The sequence below is a fragment of the Actinopolyspora mortivallis DSM 44261 genome, from assembly GCF_000384035.1.
GTDB lineage: Bacteria > Actinomycetota > Actinomycetes > Mycobacteriales > Pseudonocardiaceae > Actinopolyspora > Actinopolyspora mortivallis.
Window position 1 is genome coordinate 1256926 of record NZ_KB913024.1, and the last position, 18842, is coordinate 1275767.

General features: G+C 69.5%; 18 protein-coding genes. 16 read left to right on the forward strand and 2 right to left on the reverse strand.

The genetic code is table 11. From position 1 onward, the window contains the following. Window positions 1–76: 76 nt before the first annotated feature. Window positions 77–592, reverse strand: coding sequence for an NUDIX hydrolase (locus ACTMO_RS0106180; RefSeq protein WP_019853799.1), 516 nt, complete (start codon window positions 590–592; stop codon window positions 77–79). Between the two features lie 96 nt (window positions 593–688). Here ACTMO_RS0106180 and dop point away from each other — a divergent pair, with 96 nt between their 5' ends. The 14 genes from dop to ACTMO_RS0106255 all read left to right on the forward strand — a co-directional run bounded on the left by dop (window position 689) and on the right by ACTMO_RS0106255 (window position 16017). Continuing rightward, window positions 689–2185: a depupylase/deamidase Dop gene (gene dop, locus ACTMO_RS0106185; protein WP_019853800.1), complete on the forward strand. Its 1497-nt coding sequence runs from the start codon at window positions 689–691 to the stop codon at window positions 2183–2185. Window positions 2186–2381: 196 nt separating this feature from the next. Then, window positions 2382–2579 (forward strand): ubiquitin-like protein Pup, encoded by a 198-nt coding sequence (locus ACTMO_RS0106195; protein WP_019853802.1) that lies wholly within the window; start codon window positions 2382–2384, stop codon window positions 2577–2579. Window positions 2580–2698: 119 nt separating this feature from the next. Then, the gene (gene prcB, locus ACTMO_RS0106200; RefSeq protein WP_019853803.1) at window positions 2699–3547 is read left to right on the forward strand and encodes a proteasome subunit beta; all 849 of its coding nucleotides are present in this window, start codon (window positions 2699–2701) and stop codon (window positions 3545–3547) included. Between the two features lie 128 nt (window positions 3548–3675). Next, the gene (prcA, locus tag ACTMO_RS0106205) at window positions 3676–4461 is read left to right on the forward strand and encodes a proteasome subunit alpha (protein WP_019853804.1); all 786 of its coding nucleotides are present in this window, start codon (window positions 3676–3678) and stop codon (window positions 4459–4461) included. A gap of 178 nt (window positions 4462–4639) precedes the next feature. Continuing rightward, a complete protein-coding gene (gene pafA, locus ACTMO_RS0106210) occupies window positions 4640–5998 on the forward strand; it encodes a Pup--protein ligase (RefSeq protein ID WP_026448935.1) in 1359 nt (452 codons plus the stop codon). 65 nt (window positions 5999–6063) lie between these two features. Then, a complete protein-coding gene (locus tag ACTMO_RS0106215; protein WP_019853806.1) occupies window positions 6064–7539 on the forward strand; it encodes an amidase in 1476 nt (491 codons plus the stop codon). Window positions 7540–7623: 84 nt separating this feature from the next. Next, window positions 7624–8625: a helix-turn-helix transcriptional regulator gene (locus ACTMO_RS0106220; RefSeq protein WP_019853807.1), complete on the forward strand. Its 1002-nt coding sequence runs from the start codon at window positions 7624–7626 to the stop codon at window positions 8623–8625. Beyond that, a complete protein-coding gene (locus tag ACTMO_RS0106225; RefSeq protein WP_019853808.1) occupies window positions 8612–9589 on the forward strand; it encodes a helix-turn-helix transcriptional regulator in 978 nt (325 codons plus the stop codon). Before ACTMO_RS0106220 ends, ACTMO_RS0106225 begins: the two co-directional genes overlap by 14 nt. Before the next feature lie 12 nt (window positions 9590–9601). Further along, complete coding sequence (locus ACTMO_RS0106230; protein ID WP_019853809.1) at window positions 9602–9838, forward strand: hypothetical protein; 237 nt, start codon at window positions 9602–9604, stop codon at window positions 9836–9838. Between the two features lie 40 nt (window positions 9839–9878). Beyond that, complete coding sequence (gene tatA, locus ACTMO_RS0106235) at window positions 9879–10184, forward strand: Sec-independent protein translocase subunit TatA (RefSeq protein ID WP_019853810.1); 306 nt, start codon at window positions 9879–9881, stop codon at window positions 10182–10184. A gap of 99 nt (window positions 10185–10283) precedes the next feature. Continuing rightward, the gene (gene tatC, locus ACTMO_RS20460) at window positions 10284–11144 is read left to right on the forward strand and encodes a twin-arginine translocase subunit TatC (RefSeq protein WP_019853811.1); all 861 of its coding nucleotides are present in this window, start codon (window positions 10284–10286) and stop codon (window positions 11142–11144) included. 104 nt (window positions 11145–11248) lie between these two features. After that, a complete protein-coding gene (locus ACTMO_RS0106245) occupies window positions 11249–14047 on the forward strand; it encodes a DEAD/DEAH box helicase (protein WP_019853812.1) in 2799 nt (932 codons plus the stop codon). Window positions 14048–14196: 149 nt separating this feature from the next. Further along, window positions 14197–14742 carry a DUF4333 domain-containing protein gene (locus ACTMO_RS22280; protein WP_084792068.1) on the forward strand — a complete coding sequence of 182 codons (546 nt, stop codon included), beginning with the start codon at window positions 14197–14199 and terminating at the stop codon, window positions 14740–14742. Window positions 14743–14799: 57 nt separating this feature from the next. After that, on the forward strand, window positions 14800–16017 hold the full coding sequence (locus ACTMO_RS0106255) for a GNAT family N-acetyltransferase (RefSeq protein ID WP_019853814.1): 1218 nt from the start codon (window positions 14800–14802) through the stop codon (window positions 16015–16017). Between the two features lie 22 nt (window positions 16018–16039). Here ACTMO_RS0106255 and ACTMO_RS0106260 read toward each other — a convergent pair whose 3' ends face one another. Continuing rightward, window positions 16040–16957: a 5'-3' exonuclease gene (locus ACTMO_RS0106260; RefSeq protein ID WP_033401754.1), complete on the reverse strand. Its 918-nt coding sequence runs from the start codon at window positions 16955–16957 to the stop codon at window positions 16040–16042. A 191-nt stretch (window positions 16958–17148) separates the two neighbouring features. On the opposite strand from ACTMO_RS0106260, the gene ACTMO_RS0106265 reads away from it, so the two are divergent. Beyond that, a complete protein-coding gene (locus tag ACTMO_RS0106265; protein WP_019853816.1) occupies window positions 17149–17910 on the forward strand; it encodes a DeoR/GlpR family DNA-binding transcription regulator in 762 nt (253 codons plus the stop codon). Beyond that, window positions 17907–18842: a 1-phosphofructokinase gene (pfkB, locus tag ACTMO_RS0106270; protein WP_019853817.1), complete on the forward strand. Its 936-nt coding sequence runs from the start codon at window positions 17907–17909 to the stop codon at window positions 18840–18842. The genes ACTMO_RS0106265 and pfkB overlap by 4 nt, the downstream gene beginning before the upstream one ends.

An 18842-nucleotide genomic window follows, 5' to 3' on the forward strand; every position in this document is an offset into this window, starting at 1 on the left:
CGGGTCGCCGAGCCGGGAACGGATGCCCGGCCCGTCCACCGCCACGGTCCCACGGCGGTGGACGGGCCGGTCGCGCTCACCCCAGGCCGTGGAAGGTCAACCACTCCTCGACGAACTGCCTGCCGTCCGGCACGAACGGCCAGTGCGGATCCCGCAGGCGCTCCCGTAACTCGGACAGGTGCATCCACCAGCCCTCGGCGATCTCCGTGGGCTGGTGCACCACCGGCCCGTCCCAGCAGGTTTCGTACACGAACGCGTGAAAGCGCACCGTCCCCCGTTCGTGGCGGGTGCGGAACAGGAACCGGGGGGTGGTGTGGACCCCGAGTTCCTCGGCCAGTTCCCGGGCCGCGGCGTGGTCCGGGGACTCACCGGCCGCGACGACACCACCGGCCCAGCAGTCGTACGCGCCCGGATAGACGTCCTTGTCCCACGTTCTGCGGTGCACGTAGACCGAGCGCAGATCGGGGGAGCGAACCAGCACCGAGGAGGCCGCGTGCCACAGCCCCTCGGCGCGCATTCTGCCCCGAGGGGCCGAACCGGTCACTGCGCCTTCCCGGTCGTAGATCGCCACCGATTCGTCACCGTCGGTCACCCTTCGAGGATGGCAGTGCTCCGGTGGGGGGCTTGTTCCGGCCACGGCCTCGCGTTAGGGATTCGTTCGTCGTGTGGAATCCGTAGGCTGAGTACTATGCGCCGGATCATGGGAACCGAGGTGGAGTACGGGATCACCGTGCCGGGGGATGCCACGGCCAACCCGGTGTTGAGCTCCACGCACATCGTGCTGGCCTACGCCGCGGCGGCCGACGTCCCACGTGCGCGACGCGCACGCTGGGACTACGAGGTCGAGTCACCGCTGCGGGACGCCCGTGGCTTCGACATGGGGGCGTCCACGGCACAGAGCAACGGTTCGGAAGGAGACGATCTGGGTGCGGCCAACGTCATCCTGACCAACGGGGCCCGCCTCTACGTCGACCACGCCCACCCGGAGTACTCCTCACCGGAGGTGACCAACCCCCGGGACGCTGTGCTGTGGGACAAGGCCGGTGAACGGGTGATGGAGGAAGCGGCGCGACGCGCGGCCAGCGTGCCGGGAACCTCACCGATCCAGCTCTACAAGAACAACATCGACGGCAAGGGCGCCAGCTACGGCACCCACGAGAACTACCTGTGCTCCCGGGACACCCCGTTCACGGCCGTGATCACCGGGCTGACCCCGTTCTTCGTCTCCAGGCAGATCGTCTGCGGCTCCGGGCGGGTGGGCCTCGGCCAGGTGGGGGAGAAACCGGGTTTCCAGCTCTCCCAGCGCGCCGACTACATCGAGGTCGAGGTGGGGCTGGAGACCACCCTCAAACGCGGCATCATCAACACCAGGGACGAGCCGCACGCCGACGCGGACAGGTACCGCAGGCTGCACGTGATCCTGGGTGACGCCAACCTCGCCGAGACCGCCACCTACCTGAAGATGGGGACCACCGCCCTGGTCCTCGACATGATCGAGGCCGGGCACCGTTTCGACGATCTCAGGCTGGCCGACCCGGTCAAGGCCGTTCACCTGATCAGCTACGACCCGCAGCTCAGTCAGAAGGTCGAACTGGCCGACGGCAGGCGGTTCACCGGCCTGGACCTGCAGCGTGCCTACCACGAACGCGCCGCCGCCCACGTCGACTCCCGGGGTGGGCAGTCGGCCCGTGAGGTGGTGGAGACGTGGGGAGAGACGCTCGACCTGTTGGGGCAGGACCCGATGAACTGCGCCGACCGGCTCGACTGGCCCGCCAAGCTCCAGCTGCTGGAGAGCTACCGGGCCAGGGACAACCTCGGGTGGAGCTCCCCCCGGCTGCACATGATCGACCTGCAGTACGCCGACGTGCGTATGGACAAGGGGCTGTACAACCGGCTGGTCAACCGCGGCTCGATGCGGCGCCTGCTCACCGAGGAGGAGGTGCGGCAGGCCGTGACGAACCCACCGGAGGACACCCGGGCCTACTTCCGGGGGAGGTGCCTGGAGCACTACCCCGACGAGGTGGCCGCGGCCTCCTGGGACTCGGTGATCTTCGATCTGGGACGGGACTCTCTGGTGCGCATCCCCACCCTGGAACCGCTGCGGGGAACCAAGGCCCATGTGGGCGAGTTACTGGAGTCCGCCGCCAGCGCCGAGGAACTGGTGGACTCGCTCACCGGACGGTAGCGAGCCGGGCTTCCCCGGGCGGGGGAGATCGAAAAGTCATCTTTCGGACCTGGGCGTGTGGCCGGTTGACTAGGTAGTGTTCACACCAGGATGTTCCCGGTGTGCGGATCGGAGGCGGTGGCTTCCGGGCCGCACCGGTACGGCCCGGCGGACGCCGGGCCGGCGGACATCCTCGACAAGACCACCGGGAGGCGAGATGTCCCAGGAAAAGGTTGAGCGGCACGGCGGCGGGGACAACGAGGAGAACGAGGAAACCGGCGCCGGAGCCGCCGGACAGGAACGCCGCGAGAAACTCGACGAGGACGTGGACACCATCCTGGACGAGATCGACGACGTTCTGGAGGAGAACGCCGAGGACTTCGTCCGCGCCTACGTGCAGAAGGGTGGACAATAGGTCCTCAGACACGTGTCGGTCGGCCCGCCGGGCCGACCGACACGTGTACGCACCGCCTGTGACGTGTGCGAACCGGAACATGTGACGCCAGCTATTTCGAGCAGGAGACGATGTCGCCCATGGAATCCAGCTCGGCTCGGAACCATCCGGGTCAGGCCCTGCCCCCCGAGTACTTCACCCCCGGATCCTCGTCGTTCACGGAGTTCCTGCGAGCGGCCTCCCCGGAGCTGCTGCCGCAGATCAACGAGAACACCGATGTTTCGGTGGAGGCGCCCCACGGCACGACCATCGTCGCGCTCACCTTCCGCGGCGGTGTGCTCCTCGCCGGAGACCGTCGTTCCACCATGGGCAACATCATCGCGCAACGGGATATGGACAAGCTCTACGTGACCGACGGCTACTCCGCTGTGGGAATCGCGGGGACCGCGGGGATCGCCCTCGAAATGGTGCGGCTGTACGCGATCGAGCTGGAACACTACGAGAAGATCGAGGGCGTTCCGCTGTCCCTGGACGGCAAGGCGAACAAGCTCGCGACCATGCTGCGGGGCAATCTGCAGGGGGCGATGTCCGGACTGGCCGTCATGCCGTTGTTCGCCGGTTATGACACCTCGGCCGAGGATCCGGAGAAGGCCGGGCGGATCGTCACCTACGACATCACCGGCGGGCGCTACGACGAGAGCGCCGGCTACCACGCGGTGGGCTCGGGGTCGCTGTTCGCCAAGTCCGCGTTGAAGAAGCGTCACGATCCGGAGGCCGACCTCGACGCCGCCGTGCGGAACGCGCTGGAGGCGCTCTACGACGCGGCCGACGACGACAGCGCCACGGGAGGCCCCGACGTGGCTCGTCGGATCTATCCCACCGTGGTGACGATCACCGGCGCGGAGGGAGCCGTGCGCATGTCCGAGGACCGGACGGCGGCCGTCGCCGAGGAGGTCGTGGCCGGACGTCAGCAGAATCCCGGGGGCTGAGTCGCTCGGACTCCGGACGCGTGTGGCCTCACCGAGGGCGTCACACGTTCCCCACCGCAGCGTGTGCGGACCAAGCGCCATGTGCCGGACCGTCGGCACAGCACGATTCGAGCCAGGAGTGCACAGCCGTGTCGATGCCCTTCTACACCTCGCCAGAGCAGCTGATGCGCGAACGTTCCGAGCTCGCCCGCAAGGGGATAGCTCGGGGCCGCAGCGTGGTGGTGCTCAAGTACGCGGGCGGGGTGCTGTTCGTCGCCGAGAATCCCTCCACCACCCTGCACAAGATCTCCGAGATATACGACCGGATCGGTTTCGCGGCAGTGGGCCGCTACAGCGAGTTCGAGAACCTGCGCATGGCGGGTATCCGGATGGCCGACGTGCGGGGCTACTCCTACGACCGCCGTGACGTCACCGGACGCGCCCTGGCGAACACCTACGCGCAGACGCTCGGGGCGATCTTCACCGAACAGGTCAAACCCTTCGAGGTGGAGATCTGCGTGGCCGAGGTGGGCTCGACCCCGGAGGGGGACCAGCTCTACCGGCTGACCTACGACGGTTCCATCGTGGACGAGCCGCAGTACGTGGCCATGGGCGGGCAGGCCGAGACCGTGACCTCCGCGTTGAAGGAGTCCTTCACCGACGGGATGGAGCTGGGGCCGGCCGTGCGTGAGGCCGTGAGCGCGCTGGTCGCCGGAGGCGAGGGTTCCCGGGAACTGGGAGTCTCCCAGCTCGAGGTGGCGGTGCTGGAACGGTCCAGGCCGCACCGTACGTTCCGTCGCATCACGGGGGCCGCCCTGCGGGAGCTGTTGCCGAGTACCAACGCGGACAGTTCCGCCTCCGCCTCCGACGACTCGGCCGGATCCGAAGGCGACGGGAGCTCCTCGGAGACGGAGAACGGCAGCACAGCGGGCTGACTCGGCCCCGGTGGCCCCGTCGGTGGAGGCGGGGTGCCGTCGGGAGGTCGTGTCGGGGACGGGACCCGGTCGTCGAGTCGTTCGCGAACACCCTGCGTGAGAGGTTTTCGGGAAATTCGTGACTTCCGTCCCCGAACGGCGGACCGCCGAGTTCGTCGAAGACGCCTACCGTGGAGGCATGCAACGGAGGATCTTCGGTATCGAGACCGAGTTCGGGGTGACCTGTACCTTCCACGGGCAGCGCAGGCTCTCCCCGGACGAGGTGGCCAGATACCTGTTCCGCAAGGTCGTGTCGTGGGGGCGTTCGTCGAACGTCTTCCTGCGTAACGGGGCCAGGCTCTATCTCGACGTGGGTTCGCACCCCGAGTACGCGACGGCGGAGTGCGACGACCTGGTGCAGCTCGTCACCCACGACAAGGCCGGTGAGCGGATACTGGAGGATCTGTTGACCGATGCCGAGCGCAGACTCGCCGAGGAAGGCATCGGTGGTGACATCTTCCTGTTCAAGAACAACACCGACTCGGCGGGCAACTCCTACGGCTGCCACGAGAACTACCTCGTCGGCCGTTCGGGTGAGTTCTCGCGTATCGCCGACGTGCTGCTCCCCTTCCTGGTGACCCGTCAGCTGATCTGCGGGGCGGGCAAGGTGCTGCAGACCCCGCGCGGGGCGGTCTACTGCCTGTCGCAGCGTGCCGAACACATCTGGGAGGGCGTCTCCAGCGCCACGACGCGTTCCCGCCCGATCATCAACACCAGGGACGAGCCGCACGCCGACGCCGAACGCTACCGCAGACTGCACGTCATCGTCGGGGACTCGAACATGTCCGAGGTCACCACCCTGCTGAAGGTGGGCACGGTGAACCTGGTGCTCGAGATGGTCGAGCAGGGCGTGCAGTTCCACGACTTCAGCCTGGACAACCCGATCCGGGCGATCCGGGAGATCAGCCACGACCTCACCGGGCGCAGACCCGTCCGACTGGCCGGGGGGCGGGAGGCCTCGGCACTGGACATCCAGCGGGAGTACTACGGCCGCGCGGTGGACTACGTGGCCAAACGCGGCTCCGACCCCATGACCGACCGGATCATGGACCTGTGGGGGCGTGCGTTGGACGCGGTGGAGTACCAGGACTACTCGTTGATCGACCGCGAGGTGGACTGGGCGATCAAACACCGGCTGTTGGAGCGCTACCGCAGCAAACACGGCCTGGAGCTGTCCAGCCCGCGGATCGCCCAGCTCGACCTCGCCTACCACGACCTGCGGCGCAGCCGCGGCCTGTTCGAGATGCTGCAACGCAAGGATCTCGTGGACCGCGCCACCAACGATGCCGACATCGAGGCGGCCAAGGACACGCCCCCGCAGAGCACCAGGGCCAAACTGCGGGGAGACTTCATCTCCGCGGCGCAGACGGCGGGCAGGGACTTCACGGTGGACTGGGTGCATCTCAAGCTCAACGACCAGGCTCAGCGCACCGTGCTGTGCAAGGATCCCTTCCGGGCTGTGGACGAACGGGTGGAACGTCTGATCAACTCGTTGTGACCCGCGCCGTGTCCGGCTCCTTGCGGACGTGTCGTCGGCGCGGACGGTGCGAGCGGGAGGACGGCGTGGAGTACGCGGAGTACCGAGCCCAGGACGGTGTGGGACTGGCCGAACTGGTCCGACGGGGTGAGCTCGCGGCCTCCGAACCGCTGGAGGCCGCCCTCGCCCGCAGCGCACAGGTCAACGACCGTATCAACGCCGTGGTGCGCCGGACCGAGGAGTGGGCGCGCCGTACGGCGGCCGAACCCGGCTCCGGGGCGCTGGCCGGCGTGCCCTTCCTGCTGAAGGACCTTCAGCAGGAGCTGGCGGGACAGCCCTCCGGTGGCGGAAACCGCGCCTTGGCGCGGGTCCCGGCGGCGGAGACCGCCGAGGTGGTGCGCCGCTGGCTGGAAGCCGGTCTGGTGGTGTTCGGCAGAACCAACACTCCCGAGTTCGGGGCCAAGCCGGTCACCGAACCCGAGACCTGCGGCCCGAGCCGCAACCCCTGGGATCCGGAGCGCACTCCGGGCGGTTCCTCCGGGGGCGCGGCCGCTGCGGTGGCGGCGGGGGTGGTCCCCCTGGCCGCGGCCAGCGACGGGGGCGGCTCGATCCGGATCCCCGCCGCGTGCTGCGGGGTGTTCGGACTCAAGCCCGGCAGGGGGCTGGTTCCGGCGGGGCCGATGCGCGCGGAGAACTTCCACGGTGCCGCCGTGGACGGAGTCGTCTCCCGCACGGTGCGCGACAGCGCGGTCGCGCTGGACAGCGTGGTGGGCGGTCACGGGACGAGCCCCTATGCGCCCGCCGTTCCCGAACGTTCCTTCGCCGTGGAGAGCACCCGGGAGCCGGGGAGGCTGCGCGTCGGGTTCACCGGCCAGTCCGCCCTGGGGCGGCCACATCCCGACGCCACGGCGGCACTGAGCGACGCGGCGAGGCTGCTGGAGTCGTTGGGCCACCGTGTCGAGCCGGTCGAGTCCCCGGTCGACCTGGAGGCCCTGGCCGTGGACTTCCTGCGTGCCTGGTCGGTCAAACTGGCGGCCTCCGTGGACGAGACCAAGCGGCTCACCGGTGCCACCGACCGGGACTTCGAACAGGACAGCAGGCTGTTGGCGGCGGCAGGACGTGCCGTCGGAGCCGCCGAGTACAGCGCACTGCTGGACAGGTGGCACGACTACACCCGCAGGCTGGCCGAGTTCCACCGACACCACGACCTGCTGCTCACTCCCGCTCTCGCGGGGCCTCCGGTGCGGATCGGGCAGTTGGACACCCCCGCACCGCTGCGGCTCGCGGGCGAGCTGGCGCTGCGGCTGGGAGCGCGTGGTCTGCTGCGCTCTACGGGGGCGGTGGACCGGGTGGCACGGGAGAACCTGCGGCACGTGCCCTACACCCAGTTGGCCAACATCACCGGGCGACCGGCGATGTCCGTTCCGCTGTACTGGAACCGGCAGGGGCTTCCGCTGGGAGTGCAGTTCGTCGGACCGGTGGCCGGGGAGGGGATGTTGTTCCGCCTGGCCGCCCAGTTGGAACGGGCCCACCCGTGGGCCCGTCACGAACCGCCGTTGTGATCCCCGCCGGTTTCCGGACCAAGGAGACAACGGGGAGTCCGCCCCCGCGTGTCCGTCCCGCCCGTGCCCACTAGACTGGGCACAGTGGGCATCCCGCGCGCCGAACGCCTGGTCAACCTGGTGTTGTGCCTGTTGTCGACCCGTCAGTACCTGACGGCCGAGCGTATCCGCCACATCGTTCCGGGGTATGCGGACACGGGCAGCGAGGAGGCCTTCTACCGCAAGTTCGAACGGGACAAGGCGGAGTTGCGCGATCTGGGGATCCCGCTGGAAACCGGGCGGAACTCCGCGTTCGACGGGGTGGACGGCTACCGGATAGCGCGCCGGGACTACGAGCTGGCCGACATCGAACTGGCTTCCGACGAGGCGGCGGCCGTCGCGGTGGCCTCCCGACTGTGGGAGTCCCCCGAGCTGGGAGCGGCGGCACGGGGTGCGCTGCGCAAACTGCGCGCCGCGGGAGTTCGTGTCGACGACGGCGCTCCCGCTCCGGTCGAGCCCAGGGTACGTGCCGCGGAACCCGCCCTCCCCGCGTTGTTGGCCGCGGTGCGCGCGGAACGCACGGTGCGGTTCGACTACCGCAAACCGGGGGAGACGGCCTCGTTCGTCCGGACGGTGGATCCGTGGGGGGTGGTCGCCTGGCGCGGCCGGTGGTACGTGGTCGGCCACGACCGGGACAGGCGGGCGGCGCGCTGTTTCCGGCTGTCCCGGATCCTCGGCTCCGTGAACACCGTCGAGCCCGGTGACGACGCTGCCTTCGTGCGGCCTCCCGCCGGGGTTGAGCTGTTGGAGCTGGTGACCGGTGCCGAACCGAACGCCGTGGAACCGACCTCCGTTCGTCTGTGGCTGGCCCGCGGACGCGCCCAGGGGGTGCGGCGGCACGCCGAGGTGCTCGGTGACCGGGAGTTGGCCGGAAAATCCGGTCAGGAGGTCGTGCTGGAACTGGAGCATCCGGAGACGGCGGCGGGGTGGTTGGCCGGGTACGGGCCCGACCTCGTGGTGCTGGAACCGGAAACGCTGAGCAAGGCCGTGCACGAGGCCTATCTGGCGACGCTGGCGGCCTTCGGAGGGGAACATGACGGGCAGTAGCACGGCCGAGCGGTTGCCGCGCCTGTTGGCGCTGGTTCCCTACCTGGTGAGTCGACCGGGGGTGGCGGTTGCGGAGGTCGCGGCCGATTTCGGGGTCACCGAACAGCAGGTGCGTCGTGACCTGGAACTGCTCTGGATGTGCGGACTGCCCGGATACGGGCCGGGCGATCTGATCGACCTCTCGTTCAGCGGGGACACCGTGACCGTCGTCTACGACGCGGGCATGCGCAAGCCCCTGCGGCTCACCGGTCAGGAGGCGACCTCCCTGCAGGTGGCGTTGCGGGCCCTGTCGGAGACCCCCGGGATCGTCGACACCGACGCGGTGCGTCGGGCGCTCGCCAAGATCGAGAACGCCGCGGGGCAGGCACACCCCGCCGGAATGGTGGTCGGTCTCGACGAGAGGCCCGACCGGGTACCGGCCGAGGTGGAGGAGACGGTGCAGCGGGCGGTGCGCCAGCGTGCCGCGTTGCGTATCCGCTACTACACCGCCTCGCGGGACGCGATCACCGAACGCACCGTGGACCCTCTGAGGTTGGTGCTGCTGGAGGGGCGGCGGTATCTGGAGGCGTGGTGTCGCCGGGCCGGGGGAATGCGGTTGTTCCGCATGGACCGGGTTGACGAGGCCGAACCACTGGACGAACACGCGTGCCCACCGGCCGAGGCACGCACCACCGACCTCTCCGGGGGGCCGTTCCGCCCGTCACCGGAGCAGCCACGCGTGGAGCTCGAACTGTCTCCCCGGGCCCGTTGGGTCGCCGAGTACTATCCCGTTGACGAACTGACCGAGCTGCCGAACGGCCACACCAGAGTGGTGCTGCGTTATTCCGACCGGGCGTGGGTCGTTCGTCTCGTACTCGGTCTGGGGGGCCGGGGGCGGATCGTCTCCCCCGAGGAGCTGGCCGGGGAGGTGCGCAGCCGGGCGGAGGAGGCCCTGGAGCTCGCTCGTCACCTGCCGTCAACCTGAGGGAGTTACGGTATGGACGTGCCGTATGTGCTGATGGTCGGACTGGTGATCCTGGCCCTGGTGCTGCTGGGAGTGTCGTCGCGGACAACGCTGCGTTCGGCGCGCGCCCTGCGTGCGGAGCGCTCCCGAGCCGTCGCCGAGGTCGCGGACAGGGCGGGGTTGTTGCGTGCCAGAGCCGCCGGCGTCGGAGTGGCGCTGCGGCGACGGTGGCCCCGTCGGACCTGTCGGGAACGGGCACGCACGGCGTAGTATTTCCGCGGTAGCAGGCTCTTCAGAGAGGTGTGCGAACATGGGTTTTCCCGGTGGGTGGGAACTTGTTCTGATCGTCGGTGTGCTGGTGCTCCTGTTCGGGGCCACCAAGCTGCCGCAGCTGGCCAGGTCGCTGGGCCAGTCCGCCCGGGTCTTCAAGGCCGAGACCCGTGGGATGAAGCAGGACGAGGAGGCCGCCTCGCAGTCCGGCAGGAGCGAGCAGGAGCAGCCACAGCAGCTCACCAGCGGTGAGCAGCACGGCAGCGGTTTCACCGCTCAGCGGGCGGACCAGGTCAACGGGGAACGTCCGGCCGAGAGCACGTACCGCAACGACTCCGCCAACTGAGCCGGGGGCTGGACGGTGGAAGGCAGTTCGCGTCGCCGCCGTGGTCGTTTCGGTCGTGATCGGAGCACGTTCAGCCGCAGACACAATCCCGACGGGACCATGAGTCTCGTGGAGCACCTGTACGAGCTGCGCTATCGGCTCGGAGTGGCGCTGCTGGCCGTGGTGATCGGCGGCATATTCGGCTTCTGGTGGTTCTCCCACCGGCTGTTCGGTCTGCCCAGCCTCGGTGACCTCATGACCGGCCCCTACTGCTCGTTGCCGGACACCATGCGTCTGGAGCCGAACGGCGAGTGCCAGCTCATGCAGACCCGCCCGTTCGAGGTTTTCCTGCTCCAGCTCAAGGTGGGTTTCTCACTGGGTGCCGTGCTGCTGAGCCCGGTGTGGCTGTACCAGTTCTGGGCGTTCATCGCGCCGGGGCTGCACAAGGGCGAACGCACCTTCGCCCGGGTGTTCGTCGGCATCGGCAGCGTGTTGTTCGCGGTCGGGGCCGTGCTGGCCTACTTCGTGGTGCCGAAGGGGCTGGCCTTCATGACCGGCTTCGGAGGCGACGAGTTCTTCACGGCCCTCACCGGGGGCGAGTACATCAACTTCGTGCTGCTGATGCTGTTGTTCTTCGGTATCAGCTTCGAGCTTCCCCTGGTCATGGTGATGCTCAACAGGGCGGACGTGGTCAGCTACGCCAAGCTCCGCAGCTGGTGGCGGGGGAGCGTGTTCGCCCTGTTCATCTTCGCCGCCGTGGTCACTCCCCAGGATCCGATCTCCATGCTGGTGCTGGGGTTCTCGCTGTGCGTGCTGTACGGCATCGCCCTGCTGATATGCCGTGCCCAGGACCGCTCCAAGGAACGCAGGCGTGCCGCCGAGCAGACGGAGGACCCCGACCAGCCCTCCGAGGTGGATACCCGGCCCTCGGCGTTGCAGAGCACGGGCGGTTCCGCCGACGGAGGTGACGAGGCCACCTGAGTCCCGACGGTGGCGGGGGGCGCTCCGGGGCGTCCCCCGTTGCCCGTGCGGTGAACATCACCGCGGTTGGCACATCTCCGGGTGAGGTATGAAAGTCTGGAGGGGTGGCTGACAGCCGTACGGAAACCACGGAGACGGGCTCCGCCTCGACGACCCCGGCGGAGGCGCCCGCCGAGCACCGCGCCCGCAGGGCGCACCCACGTCTGACCGCGTTCACGAAGGACATGTCCTTCGAGCTGGATCCCTTCCAGCGGACGGCCTGCCAGGCGTTGGAGGACGGGCACGGTGTGCTGGTCTGCGCGCCCACCGGCGCGGGCAAGACCGTGGTCGGTGAGTTCGCCGTGAACCTGGCCCTGGCCGGCGGACGCAAGTGTTTCTACACCACACCGATCAAGGCGCTTTCCAACCAGAAGTACACCGACTTCTGCGCGCGTTACGGTTCCGGCAACGTCGGTCTGCTGACCGGTGACACCTCCATCAACGGCAACGCCCAGGTGGTCGTGATGACCACCGAGGTGCTGCGGAACATGCTCTACGCGGGGTCGAGCACCCTCGACGCCCTCGGTTACGTGGTGATGGACGAGGTGCACTACCTGGCGGACCGTTTCCGCGGCGCCGTCTGGGAGGAGGTGATTCTGCACCTTCCCCAGCACGTGCAGGTGGCGAGCCTGTCGGCGACGGTGAGCAACGCCGAGGAGTTCGGTGAGTGGCTGGTCGAGGTGCGGGGGGACACCACCGTGGTGGTGGACGAGCACCGCCCGGTGCCGCTCTGGCAGCACATGCTGGTGGGCAGCCGCATGTTCGACCTGTTCGGCGGCGAGGACCAGAACCGCGAACTCAGGATCAATCCGGGCCTGCTGCGCCACACCAGGGAACTCGGGCGCGCCGGGGAACCTCCGGGGAGGGTGCGGCGCGGCCCGAACGGTAGGCGCAAGGTCCAGCGTGGCGGCAACAGGTTCATGCAGCCCTCCCGGGTGGATGTGCTCGGTCACCTGGAGGAGGCGGAGCTGCTGCCCGCCATCGTGTTCATCTTCAGCCGTGCGGGGTGCGACGCGGCCGTCTCCCAGTGCGTCCGGGCGGGGCTGCGCCTGACCACCGAGGAGGAGACGACCGAGATCCGCGAGGTGATCGAGGAGTACACCAGCACGCTGCCGGAGAGCGATCTGGACGTGCTCGGCTTCTGGGAGTGGCGGGAGGCGCTGGAACGGGGTGTGGCCGCGCACCACGCGGGGCTGCTGCCCGCCTTCAAGGAGACCGTCGAGGAGCTGTTCGTCCGGGGACTGGTCAAGGCGGTGTTCGCCACCGAGACCCTCGCGCTCGGAATCAACATGCCCGCGCGCACGGTGGTGCTGGAGCGCCTGGTCAAGTTCAACGGAGAGTCACACGTCGACCTGACTCCCGGCGAGTACACCCAGCTGACCGGCAGGGCCGGGCGGCGGGGCATCGACGTCGAGGGGCACGCCGTGGTGGTCTGGCAGCCCGGCATGGACCCCAAGCAGGTCGCCGGCCTGGCCTCCACCCGTACCTATCCGCTGCGTTCCTCGTTCCGTCCCGGCTACAACATGGCGGTGAACCTGGTCGGTCGGGTCGGTGTGGAGGCCGCCAGGGAGCTGCTGGAGCAGTCCTTCGCCCAGTTCCAGGCGGACCGTTCCGTGGTGGGCCAGTCGAGACGTGTGGAGCGCAACGTCGAGGCGCTCGACGGCTACGCCGAGGCGATGCGGTGTGACGAGGGGGACTTCGCCGAGTACTTCGATCTGCGGCGCCGTATCTCCGAACGGGAGAAGGAGCTGGCGCGGCAGAACAAGGCCGCCCGGCGGGCGGAGGCGGCGCGCTCCCTGGAGAAGCTCCGCAAGGGGGACGTGATCGTGATCCCCGCGGGGCGGCGTTCGGGACTGGCCGTGGTGATCGACCCCGGGGTGGACTCGATGACGGAGCCGCGTCCACTGGTGGTCACCGAGGACCGGTGGGCGGGTCGGGTCTCCGTGGCCGACTTCACCAGCCCCGTGGAGCCGCAGGAGCGGATCAAGCTTCCCAAGTACGTGGACGTCCGTTCCCCGAAGTCCCGGCGCCACCTCGCGAACACGCTCCGTGAGAGCGGTGTGCGGCGCGGTGGGAAGCGGCGGGGGAACAAGGGAGGTCCCGCCGGGGAGGACGAGGAGCTGGCGAGTCTGCGGCGGGCCATACGTTCGCATCCCTGCCACGGCTGTGCCGAACGGGAGACCCACGCCAGGTGGGCGGAACGTCACGAGCGGTTGCGCAGGGAGACCGAACAGCTCCGGAACAAGGTCGCGGCCACCACCAACTCCCTCGTCCGTTCCTTCGACAGGATCACCGCCCTGCTCGGTGAGCGGCACTATCTCGACCCCCACAACCCGGACGATCCGGTCACGGAGTTCGGCCGAAGGCTGTCCCGCCTCTACGGCGAGTCCGACCTGCTGGTCGCCGAGTGTCTGCGGGTGGGCAAGTGGCGTGCGTTGGAGCCGGCCCAGCTGGCCGCCGTGGTGTCCTCGCTGGTGTACGAGTCCAGGGGGGACGCTCCCATGGCCCCGGAGGTTCCGCCGGGGCCGGTGGCCGACGCCCTGTCGGCCACCTGGGAGCTGTGGGCCGAGTTGGAGGACGACGAGCGCAGGCACAAACTGGAACGCACCCGTGAGCCCGATCCGGGTTTCGCCTGGCCGGTCTACCGCTGGGCCAGGGGGGACTCGCTGGAGAAGGTGCTGACCGCTTCCGCCTCGGCGGGGCACGAGCTCTCGGCGGGGGACTTCGTGCGGTGGTCCCGTCAGGTGGTGGACCTGCTCGACCAGATCCGGGAGGTGGTCGGCCACGAGGATCCGGTCGGTGCCGCCGCCCATCGGGCGATCCAGGGGATCCGCCGGGGTGTGGTCGCGGCCGGATCGGTCTGACTTCCGACAGGGCCTTCACTGCCCGGGATGGGACGGCACGAAACATGAAAATCCTTCGTGTGATGCCCGCCTGTCGGAATGTGCTCGGACTGTGGTTGGATCATGGCGATGTCGAGCGAGCCAACACGGGGTGTGTACCGGAGGGGTGGATGAGCGTCCCGCAGGGTCCGCCCCCGAACGGGGGACGACAGGCCTTTCCACCGGGCGACTCCGGAGGATCGTGGGAGACGGGCCCGTACCGCAGCGGTGCGGGAGTCCGGCCGGAGCGGAACACGTGGGTGCCCGCCCCGGCCCCGACCGGGCCGCTCCCGGGCGAGGGCACACCGCCCCAGACCTCCTCACATCCCCCTGCCGCCCGTCGTTCCGGAGGCAGGGGGCGGAGGCTGTGGGCGTGGGCGCTCGGCCCGGCGGTGACGCTGGTGGGAGTCCTGGCGGTGCTGTTCCTGGGGTTCGTCAGCCCCGGTTGGTTCTACCGTGACGTGTTCGACGCGGACTCGGTGGGCACCGGTGTGCGCCAGGTCCTGCGCGACTCCTACGGGGTGGAGGGCGTCGAGTCGGTGTTCTGCCCCCCGAGTCAGCCGGTTCAACCCGGGCACAGCTTCACCTGCCGAGTGATGGTCGGGGACGAGAACCAGTACGTGCGTGTGGTCGTGCGGGACGAACGCGGTACCTACGCCGTGCAGCGCCCGGACTGAGTCCCGAGTGACGAAAACGGTTCGAGAATATCCGCGGGGAACGGGCATGCTGGTGGGGTGACCGAGCACGACGTCCGCTGTCTTCCCGAATCCGAGTTCCGCGCTTCGAACGACCTCTTCCGCGAAGCGGTACACGCCCCCGTGGCCACGGACGAGGCCTGGAGGATCATCTCCTCCCGCTACCAGACGGGCAGGGTCTGGGGCGACTACCTCGACGGGGAGCTGGCCGGTACCGCCATGTCGTTCGCCAGCTCCCTGACGGTGCCCGGGGGAGCGGAGTTACCCGCCGCCGCCGTGACCGCCGTGGGGGTGCGGGCGGACAGGACGCGGCGCGGTGTGCTGACCGCGCTGATGCGTGCCCAGCTGGCGCAGGTGCGGGAGCGCGGAGAGGCTGCCGCGATGCTGCACGCCTCGGAAACGGGGATCTACGGCCGTTTCGGCTACGGAGTGGCCACCACGTCCAGAACGGTCGCCCTGGAGACGGCCCGTGCCAGGCCCCGGCGGGACGCTCCCGGAAGCGGTCGGGTCAGACTCCTCACCCCGGAGGAGGCCGGCAAGTTGCTCGCCGGGATCTACCGCACCGTCGACTCCCCCGGAGCCGGGATGATCTCCCGCCCGGACTTCTGGTGGACGCTGCACCTGAACCGTGAGCACACCCACGGCCATCGGGTCCGGGTCGCGGTGCACAGTGACGAGCACGGGACCGACGACGGTTTCGCGGTGTGGGTTCCCGGCGCGAACGACCACCGGTTCGGGGACGGACGCACCACTCTGCGGGTGTTGGACCTGCACGGCGTCGACACCGAGGCCACAGCGGCGCTGTGGTGGTTCCTGCTCGGGGTGGACCTGGCCGACGAGGTGGTGGCCATCGAGCGTCCGCTGGACGAGCCGCTGGAATGGTGGCTGGCCGACAGCCGTCAGTGCCGGATCCGTGACGTCTACGACGAACTGTGGGTGCGTCCGGTCGACGTGGCCGAGCTGTTGCGGCGGTGTCGCTACGATCCGGCCGAACCGGTGGTCCTCGGGGTCCGTGACCGGATGCTTCCGGAGAACACCGGCTGCTACCGGATCGCTCCGGACGGGGCCGAACGCAGCCAACTGCCCCCGCAGCTGGAGGTGGACGTCTCCCGGTTGGCCCCGTTGCTGTTCGGGGAGGTCCGTGCCTCCACGCTGGCCGAGGCGAACCTGATCGAGGTCTCCGACCCGGACGCGGTGTCCCGGGCGGACAGGTTGTTCGCGACGCGCCGTCGTTCCTGGTGCGGCACGCACTTCTGAGCGGAGGGCAGGGCCGTGCCGGTCACCCCAGTGCGGCCACGAGCCGGTCCACCGGGCTGCCCAGCCCCCAGCTTCGTCGCAGTTCGGCCACGGCGGAGGTGTCGACGGGGATCTCCCCGCGTCCGTCGGAGGACAGGGTGTGCACCACCGGCGCGTCGGTGACGGTGCGCACCACGGTGGGGGCGGCGGCCAGGTACTCCTCCGCCTCCAGCAGCAGTCTTCTGGTGCGTGTGGTCAGCCCCTCGTCCCCGTGCCGCGCGGCTTCCAACAGGGAGTCCACGGATCCGAAGCGCGAGACGAGTTTCGCCGCCGTCTTCTCCCCGACACCGGGGACACCGGGCAGCCCGTCCGAGGGGTCGCCGCGCAGGACGGCCATGTCCGCATAGGCCGTTGCGGGGTTCTGCTCGGGAAGTCCGTAGCGTTCGGCCAGTTCCCGTGGTCCGTAGTCCTGGATCCGGTTCAACCCCCCTCCGATGTAGACCACCCGCACCGGTGTGGGTTCCCGCCGGACGAGCTGGAAGAGGTCCCGATCCCCGGTGATCACGTCGACGGGGTCGTTCCGTTCCGTGCTGGAGAGGGTGGCCATGACGTCGTCGGCCTCGTAGCCGGCTGCCTCCGCCGTGTCCACCCCCAGTGCCCCCAGCAGGTCGAGGATCACCGGGATCTGCGGGGAGAGCGTGTCCGGAACGTCCTCGGCCTCCGGGGACTGCTCGGCGAGCCGGTGGGTCTTGTACGAGGGCAGCGCCCGTACCCGGAACTCCGGTCGCCAGTCGTTGTCCAGGCAGACGATGACTCTGTCCGGGGAGCGTTCGGTGAGCAGTCTGGCGAGCATGTCGCAGAACCCGCGGACGGCGTTCACGGGAGTTCCGTCCGGGGCGGTGAGTGACTCGGGCAGCGCGTAGTACGAGCGAAACCACAGTCCGGCGGCGTCGACGAGCATCAGGCGCACGGTGTTCAGCGTGGCATGTCCGGGGCCGTGGCTCTCGTCGAGGGGACCCCGAGACCAGGAGAAGCGGTGGCGGGACGGTGCGCGTGCCCGCCGTATCGGTTCGGTTTCGAATGTGGTCTTGACAACACCATATAAACGGGCAGAATCAGGCAACACCAAACTTCAATCGGAGGAAAACGGGCATGTATGGGGCGGAACGTCGGCAACTGCTGATGCACCGGGTGCGCCGGGACGGGCGAATCGACGTCGCCGTGGCCTCCGAGGAACTCGACGTCGCTCCGGAGACCATCCGGCGCGATCTCGGGGCGCTCGAACGTCAGGGACTCGTGCGCCGGGTCTACGGAGGAGCCATCCCGCTGGAACGGTTGGACTTCGAACCGGGGGTGGCCCAGCGGGATGCCACGTGCGCGGCCGAGAAGGACCGCATCGCCCGGGCCGCGTTGGACCTGGTTCCGGAACGGGGGACTCTGCTGCTGGACGCGGGCACCACCACCGCCAGGCTGGCCGGTATGTTGCCCGCCGAAGGCGAGTACACGGTGGTGACGAACTCGCTGCCGGTGGCCCACCAACTGGCCCACCGCGGAAACTGCGATCTGCACCTGCTCGGGGGCAGGGTGCGGGGCACCACCCTGGCCACGGTCGAGTCCTGGGCCGGAGACGTGCTGGCCCGGCTGACCGTGGATCTCGGTTTCCTGGGGACCAACGGATTCTCGGCCGAACGGGGCTGCACCACCCCCGACAGCGCCGAAGGGGCGATCAAGGCGGCCATGGTCGGCGCCAGCAGGAAACGCGTGCTGTTGGCCGACCACACCAAGTACGGCCACGACTGCTTCAGCAGGTTCGCCACGGTCTCCGAACTGGACGTGCTGATCACCGACAGTGGACTGGACTCCGAGGCCGTCGAGGAACTCCGCGCGGCGGGCACGGACGTGGTGTCGACATGATCGTCACGGTCACACCGAATCCGAGCCTGGACCGCAGCGTTCCCCTCGACCGGCTGGAACGCGGTGCGGTGCACCGCGCGGAGCGCGCCCTGCTCGAACCGGGAGGCAAGGGGGTCAACGTGGCCCGGGCGCTCGCCGCCGCCGACCACGACGCGGTGGCGCTGCTCCCCGTGGGGGGATCCGAGGGCGACCGGCTCGCCGAACTGCTGGCCCCCGAGGCCGTGTCCGTGGTGGCGGTGCCCGTGGAGGCGGCCACCCGCACCAACCTGACCCTGCTGGAACCGGACGGCACCACCACCAAGGTCAACGAACCCGGAAGTGCGCTCAGCGCTGTCGAGCTGGAGGAGCTGCGCGACCGTCTGGAGGAGCTGGCCGCCCGGGCGGAGTGGGTGGTTGCCTGCGGCAGCCTGCCGGCCGGGTGCCCGGAGGGGACGTACGCGCCACTGGTGCGTACCGCGCGCAACGCCGGAGCCAGGGTGGCGGTGGACACCTCCGGAGTCCCCTTGCGGGAGGCCTGCCGGCAGCGGCCCGACCTGCTGGCGCCGAACCTGCCGGAACTGTCCGGGCTGGTCGGACGGGAACTGTCCGGTCCGGAGCAGACGGTGGCCGCCGCGCGCGAGGTGTGCGAGCTGGGAGTGGCCACCGTGCTGGTGACCCTCGGGGAGGCCGGGGCGGTGCTGGTGGACTCCCGCGGATGTTGGCACGCCACCAGCCCGGCACGTCGGGTACGCAGCACCGTCGGCGCCGGGGACGCCACGTTGGCCGGGTTCCTGCTCGCCGGTGCGCGGGGACCGGAGGCACTGCGGCACGCCGTGGCCTACGGCACGGCCGGAGTGGAACTGCCCGGAACACGTATGCCCACACCGAGGGACCTGCGGCCCGAAACGGTCCGAGTGACCGAAGTGGACGAATTCGCCGTCTCGCTGGAGTGA